Source organism: Streptomyces graminilatus, assembly GCF_001418565.1.
Taxonomy (GTDB): Bacteria; Actinomycetota; Actinomycetes; order Streptomycetales; family Streptomycetaceae; genus Streptomyces; species Streptomyces graminilatus.
Genome location: NZ_LIQQ01000501.1, coordinates 1 through 21254 on the forward strand (window position 1 = coordinate 1; position 21254 = coordinate 21254).

Below are 21254 nucleotides of genomic sequence, written 5' to 3' on the forward strand. Positions count from 1 at the left end.
GCCTCCCCCTCCCCGCCCTACCGTGTACTCATGACCTCCACGCCCGTCACCCACGCCTTCTGGCTCGCCGGTCGCCAGGCCACCGGCGAGAGCACCTTCGATGTCAGCTCCCCCTGGGACGGACGCCTCGTCGGCAAGGTCGGCGTGCCGACCGAGGCCCAGGTCGAGGAAGCCGTCGCCGCCGCGTACGCCGTCCGCGACGAGTTCGCGGCCACCCCGGCCCACGTCCGCGCCACCGCCCTCGACCACGTCAGCCGGCGTCTGGCCGAGCGCACGGAGGAGATCGCGCAGCTCATCTCCGCCGAGAACGGCAAGCCGATCAAGTGGGCGCGCGGCGAGGTCGGCCGGGCCGTCTCCGTGTTCCGGTTCGCCGCCGAGGAGGCCCGGCGATTCAACGGCGGCGAGGCGCAGCGACTTGACACCGACCTCGGTGGGCAAGGGCGCCTCGCCCTCACGCGGCGCTTCCCCAAGGGCGTCGTCCTCGGCATCGCGCCCTTCAACTTCCCGCTCAACCTCTGCGCCCACAAGATCGCCCCGGCGATCGCGGCAGGCGCCCCCATCATCCTGAAGCCGGCCCCGGCGACCCCCCTCTCCGGCCTGGTCCTCGGTGAACTCCTCGCCGAGACCGACCTGCCCGCCGGTTCCTGGAGCGTCCTCCCGGTCGCCAACGACCGTATGCCTGCCCTCGTACAGGACCCGCGCCTGCCCGTGATCTCGTTCACCGGGTCGGAGAAGGTCGGCTACGCGATCATGGACTCCGTGCCGCGCAAGCACTGCACCCTCGAACTCGGCGGCAACGGCGCGGCGGTCGTCCTCGGCGACTACGCCTCCGACGCCGACCTCGACTGGGCGGCGACCCGTATCGCCACGTTCTCCAACTACCAGGGCGGCCAGTCCTGCATCTCCGTGCAGCGGGTCATCGCGGACGCCGCCGTGTACGACCGGCTGCTGCCCCGTATCGTCGCCGCCGTGGAGGCCCAGGTCACCGGTGACCCGGCCGACGGCGCGACCGATGTCGGGCCGCTGGTCAGCGAGGACGCGGCCAAGCGGGTCGAGGCGTGGGTCGACGAGGCCGTCCAGGCCGGCGCGAACCTCCTCACCGGTGGCAAGCGCGACGGTGCCTCCTACGCGCCGACCGTCCTCACCGACGTACCCGCCGATGCCACGATCTCCTGCGAGGAGGTCTTCGGGCCGGTGCTCACCGTACTGAAGGTGGACGGCGAGGCCGAGGCCTTCGCCGCCGCCAACGACTCCAAGTACGGCCTCCAGACAGGCGTGTTCACCCACGACCTCCAGGTCGCCTTCCGGGCCCACCGTGCCCTGGAGGTGGGCGGTGTCGTCATCGGCGACGTGCCCTCCTACCGCGCCGACCAGATGCCGTACGGCGGCGCCAAGCAGTCCGGTGTCGGCCGCGAGGGCGTCCGGTTCGCGATGGACGACTACACGTACGAGCGGGTTCTTGTCCTGACGGGGCTTGCTCTCTAGGTCCTCCAGGTCCTCCGGCCGAGTCCTCTAGCTAATGGGATCCATTTTCATATAGGCTCGCCATCGACGCGAACGCGCCGTCGCGAAAGGGTCCGGCACCGATGCCTTCCGGTGCCGGACCCCTTTCATGCGCCGACCGCTCCGGACCCTCAGCCGGAGAAGCCGACATGCGCCAGCCGCAACGGGCCGCGCAGTCTGATGCGTACGTCGCGTACCTCGCGTACGCCGTCGGTGGCCAGAGCCGCCCCGACCGTCGTGTAGTCGTACGGGCCCGCCGTCGGAGGCGCCGCCAGGACGGTCGCCTTGTCGCCACCCGCGATCACGATCTCCACCACCCCCTCGCCCGCGACCTCGACCGTGATGTCCGTGACGCCCGCGCCGAAGTCGCAGTCCCGGTAGAGCAGTTCGGCCTCCTCGCCGCCCGCCGGTGTCACCGCGTCGCCCGACACCTTCGTACGGTCGACGATCTCGGCACCGTTCTGCTCGTCGAAGTCGGCCGCAGTCAGGCCCAGTTGGCGCACCGGGCGGGGCAGCGCCGGGGAGCCGGTCAGCTGGACCGTCGCCCGCGCGCGGATGTCCTCGCTCGACGCGCCCACCAGGATCTCGTACGGGCCCGGCGCCAGGCGCCTGCCGCCGATCGCCACGTCCCAGAACTCCAGGCAGGTGAGCGGGAGTTCGAAGGCGATGGTCGTTGATTCGCCCGGAGCCAGGGTGATCCGGCGGTGCGCCGCCAGCTCCCTGCGCGGGCGCGGCACCGACGACTGGGGTGCCCTCGTGTACAGCTGCGCCACCTCGTCCGCCGTGACATCCCCGGTGTTGGTGACCGTGAACGACACGCGCAGCGTCCCGTCGTCCTCCGCCGCGTCGGCCGTCAGGTCCTCGTACGCGAACGATGCGTACGACAGGCCGTGGCCGAAGGGGAACAGGGGAGCGTCCTCGAAGTAGAGGTACGTCTGACGTGAGCCGATGATGTCGTAGTCCAGCAGGTCGGGGAGGTCGGAGTCGTCGGCGTACCAGGTCTGCGGGAGACGGCCCGCCGGTGAGACGTCGCCCGCGAGGACGCGGGCCAGCGCCGTGCCCGCCGCCTGGCCGCCGTGCGCGGTCCACAGGGCCGCCGGGAGGTCCGAGACGTCGACCGCGTACGGATATGCCGAGGTCAGGGCCAGGATCGTGCGGGGGTTCGCGGCGCGGGCCGTGTCGAGCAGTCGCTGCTGGTGGGCGGGGAGGCGCAGGGTCGTACGGTCCTCGGTCTCGCGGCCGTTGATGTGCGGGTCGTTGCCCGCGACCACCACGACCACGTCCGCTCGGGCGGCCGCTCTCTTCACCGACTCCTCACCGCGTTCGGTGACGATCAGCTCGAAGATTTCCGGAGAGGTCTCCTTCTCGTCGGCAACCTTTGCGCCGTCGGCGGCGACGGAGACGTGTCGACCCGTACCGATGTGCCTGAGGAGGTGGCGGTTCTCGTGCGATTCGTGTGCTTCCAGGCGGAATGTCTCCTGAACCACCCAGCCGCCGGGCTGGTCGGCCGACGCCCGTACGCGGCCGTCCTCCGCGACCGACAGATAGCGGCCGTCGGGCGCTCGCAGCGTCAGGATGCCCTCGCCCCAGTCGACCAGCGCGAACTCGGTGCCGTCGGCGTCGGCGGTGAGCGCCGGCAGGTCGGTGCGGCCCGCGAGGAGGGCCGGGTCCAGCGCGCCCTCGGCCCCCCGGGCGACATCGGGCGCGTCCTCGGCGGGCGGCACGTGCAGGAACGTACCCGCCGAGGTCCGCAGCCGTACGCGGTCCACGCCCTCCGCGAACTCGACGTGCTCCGCGCCGAAGCGGTCGTACAGGCCGGACAGCGGTGTCGAGCGGTGGATGAGCGTGCCGCTGTACCAGTCCCGCTTGCATTCGTCGGCGAGCAGTCCGACCACCGCCACCCGGGTGCCGGGGGAGAGGGGGAGCGTGCCGTCGTCGTTCTTCAGCAGGACGATCGCCTGCTCCGCCGCCTCCTGGGCGAGGGCCTGGTGGGCGGGCGTGTCGAAGTCCGTGGTGTCGGCGTACGGGTCGTACTGCGGGTCGAACTCGCCGAGGCGGAAGCGGACCGAGAGCTGGCGGCGGACCGCCCTGTCGATGTCCTCCTCGGTCAGCAGGCCCTGGGCCAGGCCGCCCTGGATCCGTCCGGTCATCTTCGAGCTGTCCGTGCCATGGTCGGTGAAGCTGTCGACACCGGCGATCAGCGAGGCGGCCGTGGCCTCCTCGTGGGTGTCGAAGTAGTGCTCGGAGTCGACCAGGTTGGAGGGGGCACCCGCGTCCGAGCAGACCATCAGGTCCTCGTCCGTCCACGTGCGCAGATGCTCGCCCAGGTAGGGGGAGACGTGGTTGGGGCGGCCGTTGACCAGGTTGTACGCGGGCATGACGCCGGCCACCGTGCCCGCCTCGACGGTCTCGCGGAAGGCGCGCAGATCGTACTCGTGCAGGACGCGCTGGCGGACCGAGGAGGAGGCCGTGTCCCGGTTCACCTCGTTGTTGTGGGCGAGCCAGTGCTTGAGGACGGGGGCGGTGCGCCAGTACGCCGGATGGTCGCCGCGCAGACCGCGCGTGTAGGCGGTGGCGATGGCCGAGGTGAGCTTCGGGTCCTCCGAGTAGCCCTCCTCGTTGCGGCCCCACAGCGGGTTGCGCAGGAGATTGACGGTCGGGGCCCAGACATTGAGGCCGACGCGGTCGTCGTGGGCGCGCATCGCCCGGACCTCCTTGGACACCGCCTCGCCGACCCGCCGTACGAGATCGGTGTTCCAGGTCGCGCCCAGGCCCACCGCCTGCGGGAACACGGTGGCCGGACCCATCCAGGCCACGCCGTGCAGCGCCTCCTGGCCGGTACGGAAGGCGCCGACGCCGAGGCGCTCGACGGCGGGCACGAACTGGTGCAGGAACGCCACCCGTTCGTCGAGGGTGAGGCGCGACAGCAGATCGTCGATGCGCTTCGCGATCGGCAGTTGCGGATCGCGGAATGGCGGCGAAGGCGGCGTTTGTGCGGTCACGTGGGGTCCCTTTGCGCTGGAGCGTCGAGGCACTTTCGAAGCGCTTCGATGCTCATTCGACGTAGGGGTGGGTGTCAAGAGACCCAGGCGCAACAACTCCGTTTCCCGGCTGTGATGTCAAGTGGCATACAGGGGCACTCGGGACCCATGGGCAGGGTGCCACACCTCGGAGGAATCTTGGAACCGACCCTTGTGCACCCTCTTGTGTTCACTTAACCTCGCAGCAACATCGAAGCGCTTCGACTGCGGATCTCGTCGCAGTCATGGGATGTCTGCTTCTGCTCTGCTCCGCTCAGCTCGATTCAGTTCAGCTCAGCCAGTTCCAGTCACGACACCGCAGCCGACGGTTCGCCGTCGGGTGTCCAGGTGCGCCATGAAGGGTTGACGCAATGACGCCGAACGCCGCTTCCGCCTCCTCCGGACCGAGCCGGAGAAGCTTCCTCGCCTCGACGGCGGTCGCCACGGCCGCTGTTGCGGGCGGGATGCCGTTGCTTTCCGCCTGTGGCGGGTCGGACAACGGATCGCGTGAGGGCGCCACCTCGGGCAAGGCCGCCGAAAAGCTGCTTCCGACGTTCGTCGCGAGCACCGTCGCCACACCGGATATTCCGTCGAAGAACGGTTCGTCGGCCGGTTATACGAGCAGGGTCGATCTCGCCGCGCTGAAGGCGTCGGTGCCGGAGAAGCTGGGCACGGGTGCCCCGTTCAAGGTCATGTCTCCGTTCTGGGGTTCCCCGCCGAAGCCCGACTGCGCCTATTACAAGGCGGTCGACGCGGCGGCGGGCACGAAGGTGGTCTGGCAGAACCAGGACGGCACCACCTATGGGCAGAAGCTGGGCGCGGTCCTCGCCTCCAGTTCCATACCGGACATGGTGGTGGTGCCCAGTTGGGAGCTGGTGGGGAAGATCGCGAACGCGGTCACCGCGAAGTTCATGGATCTGGGGCCGTACATCGCGGGCGACAAGGTGAAGAAGTATCCGAACCTGGCCGCGATCCCGTCGGACTCCTGGCGGATGGGCATCTTCGGGGGCGCGCTGCGCGGTATCCCGATGCCGGCCGCTCCGGCGTCGTTCATCGTGCCCTACTACCGCAAGGACATCTTCGACAAGAAGGGCTACACGGTCCCCAAGTCGCCCGAGGAGTTCCTGAGTTGGGCCAAGGAGGCCACCAGTGCCAAGGCCAAGGTGTGGGCCTGCGGTGACATGAGCTGGGTCTCGGCGAGCATCTTCGGTGTCCGTCCCTCCGGGGCGCTCGGCTGGAACATCGGGGCCGACGGCAAGCTGACCTACCGTGTCGAGCAGCCCGAGTACCTCGAGGCCCTGGCGTGGACCCGCAAGCTGTTCGACGCCGGTGTGGTCCACCCGGACGACAAGGCCCGCTCGGGTGACGCGGGCCAGCGCTTCTCCGCCGGACAGATCCTGGTCTTCGTCAGCGACTTCTCCGCCTGGTACGGAAAGACCGCCGAACAGGCCGAGTCCAACCCGGACTTCGAGATCGAGGGCATGGACATCTTCGGCGCCGACGGCGGCAACCCGAAGCTGTGGGCGGCCCAGCCCGCCGGTATCTGGTCGATGATCCGCAAGGGTGCCTCGAAGGAGACCGTGGAGAACGCGCTGGCCGCCGCCGACTTCGCCGCCGCGCCCTATGGCACCAAGGAGCGGATGCTCGTCGACTACGGCGTCGAGGGCACCCACTACACCGTCAAGAACGGTGTCCCGGTCAAGAACGACCTGGGCAACTCCGAGGTGATCAACGCCTGGGTGATGCTCTCGGCTCCTGCTCCCTATTTCGCGCACCCCGATTTCCCGGATGTCGCGCGCAAGCAGGTCGAGTACCAGCAGCGGATGGGCGCCTTCATGAAGAAGACGTCCACATACGGCTTGAACATCGTCGAGCCGAGCCGCTTCGCCAGCCTCTCCAGCCAGTTCGAGCAGTTGGAGATCGACTACGTACGCGGCAACAAGCAGATGTCCGACGTCCAGGCCGCGATCTCCACCTGGAAGTCCTCCGGCGGCGACAAGTTGCGTGACTGGTATAAGCAGCTTCTCGACAAGAACGGCAGCGCGAACTGATGTCCATCACGGCCGGCAGCCGGCCCGACGGGACGCGTTCCGCCGCGGTCACCGGGAAGAAGAGCGTGCCGCGGCAGGCGAGCAAGAGGAGTAAGGCAGGCAGGGCGAGTAAAGCGGGGAAGGTTCCGTTCCGGGTTCGGTTGCGGCGTGACCGTACGCTGATCCTGATGACGTTGCCGGTCATTCTGCTGCTTCTGCTGTTCAACTATGTTCCGCTGCTGGGGAATGTGGTGGCGTTCCAGGAATACGATCCGTACGTTTCCAGCAATGGTGTGACGGCGGTGTTCCATTCTCCGTGGGTGGGGGTGGAGCAGTTCACGCGGATGTTTGACGATCCGTTGTTCTGGAGTGCGGCGAAGAACACGCTGATGCTGTTCGTGTTGCAGTTGGTGCTGTTCTTCCCGGTGCCGATCGCGTTGGCGCTGGTGATCAACAGTGTGGTGCGGCCGCGGGTGCGGGCGGTGGCGCAGGCGGTGATGTATCTGCCGCACTTCTTCTCGTGGGTGCTGGTGGTCACCGTGTTCCAGCAGATCTTCGGGGGCGCGGGGATCATCGCGCAGACCCTGGAGAAGCACGGCTGGAGCGGCTTCGACCTGATGACCAACGCGGACCTGTTCAAGTACCTGGTCACCGCGCAGGCGGTGTGGAAGGACGCGGGGTGGGGGATCATCGTGTTCCTCGCCGCGCTCGCCGCCGTGAGCACGGATCTGTACGAGGCGGCGGCGATGGACGGGGCCGGACGCTGGCGGCGGATGTGGCATGTGACGCTGCCCGCGCTGCGCCCGGTGATCGCCCTGCTGCTGGTGCTGCGGGTGGGGGACGCGCTCAGTGTGGGCTTCGAGCAGTTCCTGCTCCAGCGGGACGCGGTGGGGGTCGGGGTGAGTGAGGTCCTGGACACCTATGTGTGGAACATGGGCATCCAGAACGGTGACTTCAGCTATGCGGCGGCGGTGGGCCTGGCCAAGGGCCTGATCGGGGTGTGCCTGGTTCTGGGTGCGAACAAGTTCGCGCACCTGCTGGGCGAGCAGGGGGTGTACAAGAAATGAGCCTCAACACACAGCTCGTGCGCAGCCTGCGGGCACCGGCGCGCCCGGTGTGGGAGGAGCCGCCGAACCGGGCGGGACTCACCGCGAAGAGCGTGTTCCTGGTGTTGTGCTGTCTGGGGGTTCTGGGCCCGCTGTGGATCGTGATCGTCACGAGTCTGTCGCCGAAGCCGGTCATCGACCGGACCGGGGGGCTGGTGGTGATTCCGGAGGGCATCACGTTCGTCAACTACACCGAGCTGCTGGGTGGCGGGCAGGTGTCGAGGGCGATCATGGTGTCGGTGGGCGTGACCCTGTTCGGCACGCTGTTCTCGATGACGGTGTCGGTGCTGGCCGCGTACGGGTTGTCGCGGCCGGGGAGTCTGGGGCACCGGGTGTTCCTGCTGACGATGATGGCGACCATGTTCTTCGGCGCCGGTCTCATCCCCACCTACCTGCTGGTGCAGTCCCTCGGGCTGACGGACAGTTATCTGTCGCTGGTGCTGCCGAGCGCGGTGAGTGTGTTCAACATCCTCGTGCTGCGGGCGTTCTTCATGGGCATCTCGCCGGAGCTGACGGAGGCGGCGCGGATCGACGGGGCGGGTGATGTGCGGATCCTGCTGACGATCGTCATGCCGTTGTCGCGGGCGGTCCTGGCGGTGATCTCCCTGTTCTACGCGGTCGGGTACTGGAGTGCGTGGTTCAACGCGTCGATCTACCTCAGCGACCAGGACATGATGCCGCTGCAGAACGTCCTCATCCAGCTCGTCCAGAAGAACACCGCCGCCCCCACCGGGCTCCAGCAGGCCGTCCGTACGGGGCAGTTGTCGTCCCTGGGACTCCAGATGGCCGTCATGGTCCTCGCCCTGATCCCCGTCGCGGTCGCCTCCCCGTTCGTCCAGCGCCACTTCAAGAAGGGCATGCTCACCGGCGCCATCAAGGGCTGACGCCCGAAGGTCGCCGCACGGGGTGCCACTGGCGGTCCGGCGGCGACCGCCGTGCCGTTGTGGCTGGTCGCGCAGTTCCCGGCGTCCCTGAAGGGGCGCGTCTCCTCCCCCTTGGTCCAGAGCTAGGTAGGTCATGCGTACTGACGGCCCCGTCCACCACACCTGGGAACCATGCCCCGCCGTCCGCTGGGAGGACGGTTACCTGAGCGGCAACGGCCGCCATGGCGCCCTGGTGTTCGGTGACCCGGAGAACGACCGGGTCATCGTCACGCACCACACCCTCGTACGCCCGAACGGCTCCGAGCACGCCAGGCCACCCCGGCTGGCGGACCAACTGGCCGATCTCCAGGACCGGTTGCTGGCCGGGGACACCACGGCCGCCGAGCGCTTCACCGACGGGCGGGAGCTGCTGTGGGTGCAGCCCTTCCACCCGGCGTTCCAGGTGCGGCTGCGCGGCGGAACACCGGCCGCACAGGCGCGGGACTACCGGCGGTCCGTCGACTTCGCGACCGGGGTCACCGACGCCGAGTGCGAGGGCTGGCGCAGCCGCGTCTTCGTGTCCCGCGCGGACGACGTCGTCGTCCAGTACGTCACCGGTGGAACCGACAGTCCTGACGGCGGCGGTGGTCTCACCCTCGACATCGACCTCGATCACCGACTCCCGGGCGCCCCGGCCGATTTGGGCATCGGACACAGCGCGGTGCGCACCCCCGAGGGCGCCCTGCTCACCCTCCGCGCCCGCTACCCGGACAGTGACCGCGCGTACACCGGCGTGACCTTCGTGGTGCCCATGGGCGGGGAGACGACCCTGACCCCGCCCGGCGTCCGCGTCGAGGGCGCGGAATCCGTGCTGCTGCTGACCCGTGTCGTCCGGCACGTCGGCGAACTGGACACGGCGGACCATGTCCAGGCCCTGCGGGAGCTGGTGCCGGACGCGCGCGGCGGCCCGAGGCGGCGGAAACGGGCGTACGACCGTCTCCTCGACCGCCATATCCCCCTGCACCGCACCGCCTACCAACGCGTCACCCTCGACCTCGCCGCCGGGGAATCCGAACGCGCGCTTTCCGGCGCGGAGTTGCTCACCCGGGTGAAGAGCCCCGCCCTTCTGGAACGGCTCTTCGCGGCAGGCCGCTATCACCTGCTCTCCGCCGGCGGAATGCTCCCGCCCCGACTGGTCGGCCTGTGGACCGGCGACTGGGACACGGCATGGTCCGGGGCGTTCACCAACAACGCCAACCTCAACCTCCAGACGGCCTCGGCGGCGGCCGGTGCCCTCCCCGAAGTCACCGAGGCGCACGCCTCCCTGATCCACCGTCAGGTGGCCGACTGGCGGGAGAACGCCCGCGCGGTCTTCGGCGCCCGGGGCGTGGTCGCGCCCACGCACACCGACGGCGAGTCCGGGCTGGTCTACCACTTCAACCGGGAGTACCCGCAGCACCTGTGGACGGCCGGCGCCGACTGGCTGCTCAAGCCGCTCGTCGACCACGACGACATCGAGGGCACCCGCGACCCGCGTACGGCCGCCGTACTCGCCGAAGTCGCCCTGTTCTACGAGGACTTCCTCACCCGCACCGATGCCGACGGCCACCTCGTCGTCGTCCCCTCCTACTCGCCCGAGAACCGTCCCGCCAACGCGAGCTGGGGCTCGATCAACGCGGCCATGGACCTCTCGGCGGCCCGGCACGCCCTGCTCACCGCCGCCGCGTACCACCCGGACGACCCCGAACGGGCCGACCGCTGGCGGGCGTTGGCCGACCGGCTCCCACCGCACCGCGTCAACGCCGACGGCGCCCTCGCCGAATGGGCCTGGCCCGGCCTGGACGACACCTACGACCACCGTCACCTCAGCCATCTCTACGGTGTCTGGCCCCTCGACGAGATCAACCCGTACGACACCCCCGGCCTCGCCGCCGCCGCGTACCGCGCCCTCCAACTCCGGGGCGCCGAGAACGACTCGGCCCATGGACACCTGCACCACGCGCTGATCGCCGCCCGTCTCCGCGACGGCGAACGGGTCACCGACGCCCTCGGCCAGGTGCTCGACGGCGACTTCTTCCATGCCTCCCTGATGAGCGCCCACTACCCGCGACGCCACATCTACAACGCGGACGCGGCCCACGCCCTGCCCGCCGTGCTCATCGAGGCGCTCGTCCAGTCGACCCCCGACCGGCTGGTCCTCCTGCCCGCGCTGCCGGAGGCATGCCCCACGGGCCGGCTCCGGGGCGTACGGACACGGTTCGGCGCGGAGGTCGACCTCGACTGGGAACCGGGGCGGGGCCGGGCCGTCGTACGCCCCACCCGCAGCCACCGGATCGACCTCAGGACCCCCGCCGGCGCACGCACACTCGATCTGGTCGCCGGCGAGGACCACGTCCTCGACCTGGGGTCGCGGTAACCGCGCCGAGGCCACCGGTTCCCTCCCCGGGAGCCGGTGGCCCCGGCGTTACTCGGCGACGGGAAGGCTCGCCCCGTCCCGCAGGAACAGCGGGATACGGTCCAGGGGCGCGTCGACCGTCACGGCCGCACCGCCCTCGTACGTCTCACCGGTCCACGCGTCCGTCCACGCCGCCCCCGCCGGAAGGTAGGCCGTACGCTCCCGCGCGCCCGCCGCCAGTACCGGCGCGACCAGCAGATCGGGGCCGAAGAGATACGCGTCGTCGACCGACCAGGCCCCCGGATCGTCCGGGAACTCCAGCAACAGCGGGCGCATCACTGGCAGCCCCTCCTCGTGCGCCTCCCGCATGACCCGCAGCACGTACGGCTTCAGGCGCTCCCGGAGATGGACGTACCGCTCAAGGATCGCGCCGGCCTGCTCGCCGTACGACCACACCTCGTTGGGGCCGCCGGTCATGTCGGGCCCCAGCGGCATACCCGGGTCGCGGAAGCCGTGCAGGCGCATCAGCGGGGACAGCGCGCCGAACTGGAACCAGCGGACCATCACCTCCTGGTACGCCGGGTCGTCCGGGGCGCCGCCGTGGAAGCCGCCGATGTCGGTGTTCCACCAGGGGATGCCCGACAGGGCGGTGTTGAGTCCGGCCGCGATCTGGCGGCGCAGGGTCGGGAAGTCCGTGCCGATGTCGCCGGACCACAGGGCGGCGCCGTAACGCTGACTGCCCGCCCACGCCGAGCGGTTGAGGCTGATCACCTCGTCCTCGCCGGACGCGATCAGGCCCTCGTGGAACGTGCGGGCGTTCTCGGCCGGATACTGGTTGCCGACCTCCAGGCCGGGGCCCGCCCAGTACCGCAGGTTCTCCGGGAAGCCCGGCTTCAGCTCAGGCTCGCAGGCGTCCAGCCAGAAGGCCGTGATGCCGTACGGGGCAAGGTAGTTGTCGCGGACCCTCGACCACACGAAGTCGCGGGCCTCCGGGTTCGTGGCGTCGTAGAACGCGACCTGGACGGTGGACGCGACACCCTTGTCCGGCCAGTCCGCGTGCGCCATCGGACCGTACTGCGTGCCGATGAAGTAGCCGCGCTGCTCCATGAGTTGATGGTTCTCGGAGAGCGGCGACACCGAGGGCCACACGGAGACGACGAGTTTGACGCCCATCTCGTCCAACTCCCGCACCATGGCGGCCGGGTCGGGCCACTCGGCCGGGTCGAACTTCCAGTCGCCCAGATGCGTCCAGTGGAAGAAGTCGCACACGATGGCCCGCAGTGGCAGCCCGCGCCGCTTGTACTCCCTTGCCACGTCCAGGAGTTCGTCCTGTGTGCGGTAGCGCAGCTTGCACTGCCAGAAGCCAGCCGCCCACTCCGGCAGCATCGGCGTACGGCCCGTCACCGCGCTGTAGCGCCGCTGAGCTTCGGCCGGTCGCCCGGCCGTGATCCAGTAGTCGATCTGCCGGGCCGAATCCGCCACCCAGCGCGTCCCGTTGCCCGCCAGCTCCACCCGCCCGATCGCCGGGTTGTTCCACAGCAGCGTGTAGCCACGGCTGGAGGTGAGCACCGGCACGGACACCTCGGCGTTGCGCTGCACCAGGTCCAGCACGACACCCTTCTGGTCGAACAGGCCGTGCTGGTGCTGGCCGAGCCCGTACAGCTTCTCGCCCTCGTAGGCGGCGAACCGCTGCTCCAGCCGGTGGTGGCCGTTGCCGACGGCCGTGTAGAGACGCGAGCCCGGCCACCAGAAGTGCGCCCGCTCCTCGGCGAGCAGCTCGGCCGAATCGTCGGTGCGCAGATACCGGATCAGGCCCTCGGCGCTCACCTCGACGGTCAGCGCGCCGACGGTCAACCGCCCCTGCCCGTCCTCGATCTTGACGGTGTACGGCGTCGACTCCGGCTCGTCGAGCAGGGCACCCGGCAGCCCCTCCAGGACCGGCCCGCCGAGCCGGGTCCGGACCCGGACCGCGTCCGGGCCCCAGGGCTCGATCCGTACGGTCTCCTGCCGGCCGCTCCACTCCAGCGCGCCGCCCCGCTCACGGAACGAGCCGACGGTGGGGGAGGACTGCGCGAGGCTGACCGCGCCTGACGGCGGCCGGGATTCGGCGGGCTGGTTCACGTCCTGGTTCACGTGGCGGCTCCTGGAGGGAGGAGTGACGGAGGGATGGCTCCGGGAAACCCGACGCGGCCTCTGGAACGGGCCGGTACGGGCAGGACGAGGCGGACCAGTGTGCGGAACTCGGTGTGCGGAACTCGGTGAGCGGAGATCAGTGAGCAGAGATCAGTGAACGGAGATCAGGAAGTGGGCGGGGCCGGGGCCGGGGCGGGTCCGGTGCTCGCGCGTACAGTCAACTCGGGGGCGATCAGCGCGACTTCGTCGCTCCCGCGCCCTTCGAGCTTGGCGATCAGCAGTTCCACCGCGCGGCGCCCCATCTCCTGCGCGGGAATGGCGACGGACGTCAGCCGCACCGAGGCCTGGGTGGCGACCTGGTCGGGGCAGACGGCGATGACCGACACGTCCTCGGGGACCGCCCGGCCCTGCTGGCGCAGCAGCGCGAGCAGCGGTTCGACCGCCGACTCGTTCTGCACGACGAACCCCGTGGTGCCCGGCCGTTCGTCGAAGATCCGGGCCAGGGTTACCGTCATCGCGTCGAACCCGCCCTCGCACGGCCGGTGCAGCACCCGCACCCCCAACTCCCGTGACCGGCCGCGGAGTCCGTCGAGCGTGCGCTCGGCGAAACCGGTGTGCCGTTCATAGACCGCGGGTGCCTCGCCGATGACGGCGATGTCCCGGTGCCCGAGCCCCGCGAGATGCTCGGCACACAGTGCGCCCGTGGCCGCGAAGTCGAGGTCGACGCAGGTCAGGCCCTCGGTGGTGGCCGGCAGGCCGATGAGCACGGACGGCTGGTCGGTGCCGCGCAGCAACGGCAGCCGCTCGTCGTCGAGTTCGACGTCCATCAGGATCATCGCGTCGGCGAGCCCGCTGCCCGTCACCCGGCGCACGGCGTCGGGGCCCTCCTCGCCGGTGAGCAGCAGCACGTCGTACCCGTAGGTGCGGGCGCTGGTGGCCACCGCGATGGCGATTTCCATCATCACGGGCACGTACATGTCTGTGCGCAGCGGGACCATCAGGGCGATGATGTTGGAGCGATTGCTCGCCAGGGCCCGGGCGCCCGCGTTCGGGTGGTAGCCGAGCTGTTGGATGCTCTGTTCGACCCGCTGCCGGGTGCTCACGGAGATGGACCGCTTGCCGCTGAGGACATAGCTCACCGTGCTCGCCGAGACTCCGGCGTGCTGGGCGACCTCGGCGAGAGTGACCATCCAGCTCTCCAAATATTGTGTGAAGCGCTTCGACAGTGCGCACAGCGCGCGCAACGAATAACGGCGACGGATACGGCGCGTGAGGGTGGAACGACAGTAACCCCACCCGGGGTGAGTGTCCATACGCTGTCGAAGCGCTTCGACAGCGTTTTGCAGAGACTTTTCGGCCACCATGGCAATTTTCCCACCCGGTGCTGGCCGCTGTGTAGTGCTGGGCCGGGATTGGCCCATGGCCGCGCGAGGACTGGTGGGGACGCCCGGAATCGGGTACGAACGATCGAGTAGCACCGATCAGTGACGTACGGTCCACAAGATCCCGATTCGCGGCGAGGTGTGCCTCATGTCCGCAAGCCCAGTCAAGCCTTCAGCCAAGCCTCCGGCCAAGTCCTCGGCCAAACCCACCGTCACCGAGCGGGAGGCCCGCCAGGTCGCGGAGGCCGCCCGGGAACAGGGCTGGCGCAAGCCCAGCTTCGCCAAGGAACTGTTCCTCGGCCGCTTCCGGCTCGACCTCATCCACCCGCACCCGCTCCCGCCCGCCGAGGACTTCCGGCGCGGCGAGGAGTTCCTCGCCAGGCTGCGCGAATTCTGCGAGACGAAGATCGACGCGGCCCGTATCGAGCGCGAGGCCCGGATCCCCGACGAGGTCGTGAACGGGCTCAAGGAGCTCGGCGCCCTCGGCATGAAGATCGACACCAAGTACGGCGGGCTCGGCCTCACCCAGGTGTACTACAACAAGGCACTCGCCCTGGTCGGCTCCGCGAACCCGGCGCTCGGCGCGCTGCTCTCCGCCCATCAGTCGATCGGCGTACCGCAGCCGCTGAAACTCTTCGGCACCCAGGAGCAGAAGGACGCGTTCCTGCCGCGCTGCGCCCGCACCGACATCTCCGCGTTCCTGCTGACGGAACCGGACGTCGGTTCGGACCCGGCGAGGCTAGCCACCAGCGCGGTACCGGACGGCGACGACTACATCCTCGACGGGGTGAAACTCTGGACGACCAACGGAGTCGTCGCCGACCTCCTCGTCGTCATGGCCCGCGTACCGAAGTCCGAGGGGCACAAGGGCGGCATCACCGCGTTCGTCGTCGAGGCCGCTTCCGAGGGCGTCACCGTCGAACACCGCAACGCCTTCATGGGCCTGCGCGGTCTGGAGAACGGCGTCACCCGCTTCCACCGGGTGCGTGTCCCGGCCGCCAACCGGATCGGCCCTGAGGGCGCGGGCCTCAAGATCGCCCTGACGACCCTGAACACGGGCCGCCTGTCGCTGCCCGCGATGTGCGTGGGCGCCGGGAAGTGGTGCCTGAAGATCGCCCGGGAGTGGTCGGGCGTACGGGAGCAGTGGGGCAAGCCGGTCGCGCTGCACGAGGCGGTCGGCGCGAAGATCAGCTTCATCGCGGCGACCACCTTCGCCCTGGAGGCCGTCCTCGACCTCTCCTCCCAGATGGCCGACGAGGACCGCAACGACATCCGCATCGAGGCCGCCCTCGCCAAGCTCTACGGCTCCGAGATGGCCTGGCTGATGGCCGACGAACTGGTCCAGATCCGCGGCGGACGCGGCTTCGAGACCGCCGAGTCGCTGGCCGCCCGCGGGGAACGGGCGGTCCCCGCCGAACAGATGCTGCGCGACCTGCGGATCAACCGGATCTTCGAGGGCTCGACGGAGATCATGCACCTGCTGATCGCCCGCGAGGCCGTCGACGCCCACCTGACGGTCGCGGGCGACCTCATCGACCCCGACAAGTCCCTCCCGGACAAGGCGAGGGCGGGCGCCAACGCCGGTGTCTTCTACGCCAAGTGGCTGCCGAAACTCGTCACGGGCGCCGGTCAACTCCCGCGCTCGTACGCCGAGTTCAAGTGCCAGGGTGTCGACCTCGCACCGCATCTGCGGTACGTGGAACGCGGCGCCCGCAAACTGGCCCGCTCCACCTTCTACGCCATGTCCCGCTGGCAGGGCCGGATGGAGACCAAGCAGGGCTTCCTCGGCCGGATCGTGGACATCGGCGCCGAACTGTTCGCGATGAGCGCGGCCTGCGTACGCGCCGAACTCCTGCGCTCCCAGGGCCACAACGGCCGCGAGGCCTACCAACTGGCCGACGCCTTCTGCCGCCAGGCCCGCGTCCGCGTCGAGGAACTCTTCGGCCGCCTGTGGACCAACACCGACGGCGTCGACCGCGAGGTGGCCAAGGGCGTCCTCGCGGGCACGTACACCTGGCTGGAAGAAGGCGTCGTAGACCTCTCGGGAGAGGGCCCCTGGATCGCGGACGCCACCCCCGGCCCGACACAGGAGGAGAACGTCCACCGCCCGATCCGCTGAAACCGCGCCCTTGGACGCGCCCCCGAAGGGGCGCCGTCCAGGGGCGCGAGGAACTGCGCGACCAGCCACAACGGACCGGCAGATGAGGACCGGCCCTTACAGCGGAGCTAACACCACTTGTCACTCGGATCGCTGGTCGTCCACTTGCAGTCGTCGACCTTCGACCCATTGGCCTTCGTCAGGATCGCCGTGTCGCTGGTGTTGTTCCAGACATACGCGCGCCGGTTCTGGAACTTGGTCCCCGCACTGTCCGTCCCCTGGCCGGTGCGGATCTTCATGGTCTTGCCCGCGCCGATCTTCACGTTGGCGAAGGGGTACTTGTGATTGGCGACGTCCTTCAGGATCCAGCCTCTGAGCGAGATGGCCGCCGAACTGGTGTTCTTGATCTCCACCCACTCCCCGTTGAGCGAAGCGTTGGAACGGTTGTCCGTACCCGGACTGTCGAACCAGACGTGACGGATGACCACCCCGCCGGCCGCCTCGGCCGGAGTGCTGAGAACCGCGCCGGTCAGGGCAACGGCGCCCGCGAGTGCGGGCAGGGCAGCGCGTCGAATACGCATAGAGATCCCCCCAAGGATTTCGTCCATGAATGACCGGTCGTCCACCAGTCACAAAGAAGAGTTATCACACGATCTTTATGCAGGATTCACTTATGGACACTCGGCCTGAGGGATGCCCTGTCCCCACTGTCGGTGGCAGCGGCCACAATGGAGGAATGACCGACAGTCCAGCCCCACTCGCCGACCCGCACCTCGTCTTCGACCCCGCCGCCGCAGACGGCGCCAGGGACGTGGTGATCCTCGGTTCCACCGGCTCGATCGGCACCCAGGCCATCGATCTCGTGCTGCGCAACCCGGACCGCTTCCGGGTCACCGGGCTCTCCGCCGCGGGCGGTCGGGTCGAACTCCTCGCCGAGCAGGCGCACCGGCTGCGCGTGCGCACCGTCGCGGTGGCCCGCGAGGACGCCGTACCGGCCCTGCGCGAGGCACTGACCACGCGGTACGGAGCGGGGGAGCCGCTCCCCGAGATCCTCGCCGGACCGGACGCGGCCACCCACCTGGCCGCCACCGACTGCCACACCGTGCTCAACGGCATCACCGGATCGATCGGCCTCGCCCCCACCCTCGCCGCCCTGGCGGCGGGCCGCACGCTCGCGCTCGCCAACAAGGAATCACTCATCGTCGGCGGCCCGCTGGTCAGGGCGCTCGCCAAGCCGGGCCAGATCATCCCGGTCGACTCCGAGCACGCGGCCCTGTTCCAGGCCCTGGCGGCCGGCACCCGGTCCGATGTGCGCAAGCTCGTGGTCACCGCGTCCGGCGGCCCCTTCCGCGGCCGTACGAAGGCTCAGCTCGCCGAGGTGACGGTCGAGGACGCCCTCGCGCACCCCACCTGGGCGATGGGCCCGGTGATCACGATCAACTCGGCGACACTCGTCAACAAGGGCCTGGAGGTGATCGAGGCACACCTCCTCTACGACATTCCCTTCGACCGCATTGAGGTGGTCGTGCACCCGCAGTCGTATGTCCACTCGATGGTTGAGTTCACGGACGGATCGACACTGGCCCAGGCCACGCCTCCCGACATGCGTGGCCCCATCGCGATCGGCCTCGGCTGGCCGGAGCGCGTCCCGGACGCGGCACCCGCGTTCGACTGGAGCAAGGCGTCGACGTGGGAGTTCTTCCCGCTCGACACCGAGGCGTTCCCGGCGGTCGGCCTCGCCCGGCATGTGGGGCAGCTCGGGGGCACCGCCCCCGCGGTGTTCAACGCGGCGAACGAGGAGTGCGTGGCGGCGTTCCTGAGCGGCGGGCTACCGTTCAACGGAATCCTGGAGACCGTGACCCGGGTGGTCGGGGAGCACGGCACACCTCGTACGGGAACTTCCCTGACCGTCGCGGACGTCCTTGAAGCTGAGTCCTGGGCACGGACGAGGGCCCGGGAACTGACAGACCAGACGAAGACACAGCAAGCGGCGGAGGCCCGTGCATGACGACAGTGATGATGATCCTGGGCGTACTCGTCTTCGTGGTCGGCCTGCTGGTGTCGATCGCCTGGCACGAGCTGGGACATCTCTCCACCGCGAAGCTCTTCGGCATCCGTGTACCGCAGTACATGGTCGGCTTCGGCCCGACGATCTGGTCGCGCAAGAAGGGTGACACCGAGTACGGCATCAAGGCGATCCCGTTCGGCGGCTACATCCGCATGATCGGGATGTTCCCGCCCGGCGCGGACGGCCGCATAGAGGCACGCTCGACCTCGCCCTGGCGCGGGATGATCGAGGACGCGCGCGCCCAGTCCTTCGAGGAGATGCTGCCGGGCGACGAGAAGCGCCTGTTCTACACGCGCAAGCCGTGGAAACGCGTCATCGTGATGTTCGCGGGACCCTTCATGAACCTGATCCTCGCGGTGGCGCTGTTCCTGACCGTCCTCATGGGCTTCGGCGTGTCCCAGCAGACCACCAGCGTCAGCTCGGTCTCCCAGTGCGTCATCGCCCAGAGCGAGGGCCGCGACGCCTGCCGCAAGACCGACGCGGCCTCCCCGGCCGCCGCGGCCGGCCTCAAGGCGGGCGACAAGATCCTGTCCTTCGACGGCGTCCAGGTCGACACCTGGAACAAGCTTTCGGACGAGATCCGCGCCAACCCCGGCAAGGACGTGGCGATCGTCGTCGACCGCAAGGGCACGCAGGTCACCCTCCACGCGAAGATCGCCGAGAACCAGGTCGCGAAGAAGGACTCCAGCGGCCAGATCGTCAAGGGCCAGTACGTCAAGGCCGGCTTCCTCGGCTTCAGCGCGGCCACCGGCATCGTCCGCCAGGACTTCGGCGACTCGATGACCTGGATGGGCGACCGGATGGGCGAGGCCGTCGACTCCATCGCGAGCCTGCCCGGCAAGATCCCCGCCCTGTGGAACGCGGCCTTCGACGGCGGCGAACGCGCGGCGGACTCCCCGATGGGTGTGGTCGGCGCGGCCCGCGTGGGCGGCGAGATCTTCACCCTCGACATCCCGCCCTCCCAGCAACTGGCGATGGCGTTGATGCTGGTGGCGGGCTTCAACCTGTCCCTGTTCCTCTTCAACATGCTCCCGCTGCTGCCGCTCGACGGCGGCCATGTCGCGGGCGCCCTGTGGGAGTCGCTGCGACGGCACACGGCGAAGGTGCTCAAGCGCCCGGACCCGGGTCCGTTCGACGTGGCGAAGCTGATGCCGGTCGCCTATGTGGTGGCGGGACTCTTCATCTGCTTCACGCTGCTGGTCCTGGTGGCGGACGTGGTCAACCCGGTGCGCATCTCGTAGCCGCCAGGGTTTTCCGCGCGGTTCACGTCGGCCGGGCACAGTGAGTGGACCTCACTGTGCCCGGCCGTTCCCCAATGAGTCGGTTTACGTGCGACGGGGGTACCCCCGCCGAGTGCATTCGAGGTGGGGAAGTGCTCGGGCCTGGGCGGGTGCCGTAATCTCGAAGGCCGGAGCCCGCTGTTCCCGGGACCGGACCTTGAACCACAACTTGGGGTTGCACAGCAGATGACTGCGATTTCTCTCGGCATGCCGTCCGTCCCGACCAAGCTCGCCGAACGGCGCAAGAGCCGGCAGATCCAGGTCGGTTCGGTGGCCGTGGGTGGAGACGCGCCGGTGTCGGTGCAGTCGATGACCACGACGCGTACGTCGGACATCGGCGCCACGCTTCAGCAGATCGCCGAGCTGACGGCGTCCGGCTGCCAGATCGTGCGGGTCGCGTGTCCCACGCAGGACGACGCGGACGCCCTGGCGACGATCGCGCGGAAGTCGCAGATCCCGGTGATCGCGGACATCCACTTCCAGCCGAAGTACGTGTTCGCCGCGATCGAGGCCGGCTGCGCGGCGGTACGCGTGAACCCGGGCAACATCAAGCAGTTCGACGACCAGGTCAAGGAGATCGCGCGCGCCGCGAAGGACCACGGCACGCCGATCCGCATCGGCGTCAACGCCGGTTCGCTCGACCAGCGGCTCCTGAAGAAGTACGGCAGGGCCACTCCCGAGGCGCTGGTCGAGTCGGCGCTGTGGGAGGCGTCGCTCTTCGAGGAGCACGACTTCCGGGACATCAAGATCTCGGTGAAGCACAACGACCCGGTGATCATGGTCAATGCCTACCGCCAGCTCGCGGCGGCCTGCGACTACCCGCTCCACCTGGGCGTGACCGAGGCGGGCCCGGCGTTCCAGGGCACGATCAAGTCGGCGGTCGCCTTCGGCGCGCTGCTCAGTGAGGGCATCGGAGACACGATTCGCGTCTCGTTGTCGGCGCCGCCGGTCGAGGAGATCAAGGTCGGCAACCAGATCCTGGAGTCGCTGAACCTGCGTCAGCGTGGCCTGGAGATCGTGTCGTGCCCGTCGTGCGGGCGGGCCCAGGTGGACGTGTACAAGCTGGCCGAGGAGGTCACGGCGGGCCTGGAGGGTATGGAGGTCCCGCTGCGGGTCGCGGTCATGGGCTGCGTGGTGAACGGCCCCGGCGAGGCCAGGGAGGCGGACCTCGGGGTCGCCTCCGGCAACGGCAAGGGGCAGATCTTCGTCAAGGGCGAGGTCATCAAGACGGTGCCCGAGTCGAAGATCGTCGAGACGCTGATCGAGGAGGCGATGAAGATCGCCGAACAGATGGAGGCAGACGGAATCGCCTCCGGCGAGCCGTCGGTGTCGGTGGCGGGCTGATTTCCTCGCCCCCGCCGCCCCTACCCTTCCCG

General features: G+C 69.3%; 13 protein-coding genes. 9 read left to right on the forward strand and 4 right to left on the reverse strand.

Features of this window, described 5'->3' with window-relative positions; genetic code table 11:
* Nucleotides 1-30 precede the first annotated feature (30 nt).
* Nucleotides 31-1485: an aldehyde dehydrogenase family protein gene (locus AOK08_RS34245; RefSeq protein WP_055533287.1), complete on the forward strand. Its 1455-nt coding sequence runs from the start codon at nucleotides 31-33 to the stop codon at nucleotides 1483-1485.
* A gap of 149 nt (nucleotides 1486-1634) precedes the next feature.
* Here AOK08_RS34245 and AOK08_RS34250 read toward each other — a convergent pair whose 3' ends face one another.
* Nucleotides 1635-4505 carry a glycoside hydrolase family 3 C-terminal domain-containing protein gene (locus AOK08_RS34250; protein WP_055533267.1) on the reverse strand — a complete coding sequence of 957 codons (2871 nt, stop codon included), beginning with the start codon at nucleotides 4503-4505 and terminating at the stop codon, nucleotides 1635-1637.
* A gap of 389 nt (nucleotides 4506-4894) precedes the next feature.
* Between AOK08_RS34250 and AOK08_RS34255 the strand changes: the two genes are divergently transcribed.
* The 4 genes from AOK08_RS34255 to AOK08_RS34270 all read left to right on the forward strand — a co-directional run bounded on the left by AOK08_RS34255 (nucleotide 4895) and on the right by AOK08_RS34270 (nucleotide 10938).
* A complete protein-coding gene (locus tag AOK08_RS34255) occupies nucleotides 4895-6574 on the forward strand; it encodes an extracellular solute-binding protein (RefSeq protein WP_055533269.1) in 1680 nt (559 codons plus the stop codon).
* A complete protein-coding gene (locus tag AOK08_RS34260) occupies nucleotides 6574-7620 on the forward strand; it encodes an ABC transporter permease (RefSeq protein ID WP_055533271.1) in 1047 nt (348 codons plus the stop codon). The genes AOK08_RS34255 and AOK08_RS34260 overlap by 1 nt, the downstream gene beginning before the upstream one ends.
* Nucleotides 7617-8543 (forward strand): carbohydrate ABC transporter permease, encoded by a 927-nt coding sequence (locus AOK08_RS34265; RefSeq protein WP_055533272.1) that lies wholly within the window; start codon nucleotides 7617-7619, stop codon nucleotides 8541-8543. The genes AOK08_RS34260 and AOK08_RS34265 overlap by 4 nt, the downstream gene beginning before the upstream one ends.
* 133 nt (nucleotides 8544-8676) lie before the next feature.
* Complete coding sequence (locus AOK08_RS34270; protein WP_055533274.1) at nucleotides 8677-10938, forward strand: glycosyl hydrolase family 95 catalytic domain-containing protein; 2262 nt, start codon at nucleotides 8677-8679, stop codon at nucleotides 10936-10938.
* Between the two features lie 48 nt (nucleotides 10939-10986).
* Here the strand turns inward: AOK08_RS34270 and AOK08_RS34275 are convergent, their stop codons facing one another.
* Together AOK08_RS34275 and AOK08_RS34280 are read right to left on the reverse strand one after the other, a co-directional pair.
* Entirely contained in the window at nucleotides 10987-13038 is a 2052-nt protein-coding gene (locus tag AOK08_RS34275) for a glycoside hydrolase family 31 protein (RefSeq protein WP_055533289.1), read from the reverse strand.
* A 176-nt stretch (nucleotides 13039-13214) separates the two neighbouring features.
* Complete coding sequence (locus tag AOK08_RS34280) at nucleotides 13215-14240, reverse strand: LacI family DNA-binding transcriptional regulator (protein WP_055533276.1); 1026 nt, start codon at nucleotides 14238-14240, stop codon at nucleotides 13215-13217.
* 340 nt (nucleotides 14241-14580) lie between these two features.
* Between AOK08_RS34280 and AOK08_RS34285 the strand changes: the two genes are divergently transcribed.
* Nucleotides 14581-16551: an acyl-CoA dehydrogenase family protein gene (locus tag AOK08_RS34285; RefSeq protein ID WP_055533278.1), complete on the forward strand. Its 1971-nt coding sequence runs from the start codon at nucleotides 14581-14583 to the stop codon at nucleotides 16549-16551.
* Nucleotides 16552-16658: 107 nt separating this feature from the next.
* Here AOK08_RS34285 and AOK08_RS34290 read toward each other — a convergent pair whose 3' ends face one another.
* Complete coding sequence (locus tag AOK08_RS34290) at nucleotides 16659-17111, reverse strand: lamin tail domain-containing protein (RefSeq protein WP_055533279.1); 453 nt, start codon at nucleotides 17109-17111, stop codon at nucleotides 16659-16661.
* A 155-nt stretch (nucleotides 17112-17266) separates the two neighbouring features.
* Here AOK08_RS34290 and dxr point away from each other — a divergent pair, with 155 nt between their 5' ends.
* From dxr to ispG, 3 genes are all read left to right on the forward strand, one after another.
* Entirely contained in the window at nucleotides 17267-18538 is a 1272-nt protein-coding gene (gene dxr, locus AOK08_RS34295) for a 1-deoxy-D-xylulose-5-phosphate reductoisomerase (RefSeq protein WP_055533281.1), read from the forward strand.
* 8 nt (nucleotides 18539-18546) lie between these two features.
* Nucleotides 18547-19839, forward strand: coding sequence for a M50 family metallopeptidase (locus tag AOK08_RS34300; protein ID WP_198539478.1), 1293 nt, complete (start codon nucleotides 18547-18549; stop codon nucleotides 19837-19839).
* A gap of 225 nt (nucleotides 19840-20064) precedes the next feature.
* The gene (gene ispG / locus AOK08_RS34305; RefSeq protein WP_055533285.1) at nucleotides 20065-21222 is read left to right on the forward strand and encodes a flavodoxin-dependent (E)-4-hydroxy-3-methylbut-2-enyl-diphosphate synthase; all 1158 of its coding nucleotides are present in this window, start codon (nucleotides 20065-20067) and stop codon (nucleotides 21220-21222) included.
* Nucleotides 21223-21254 lie beyond the last annotated feature (32 nt).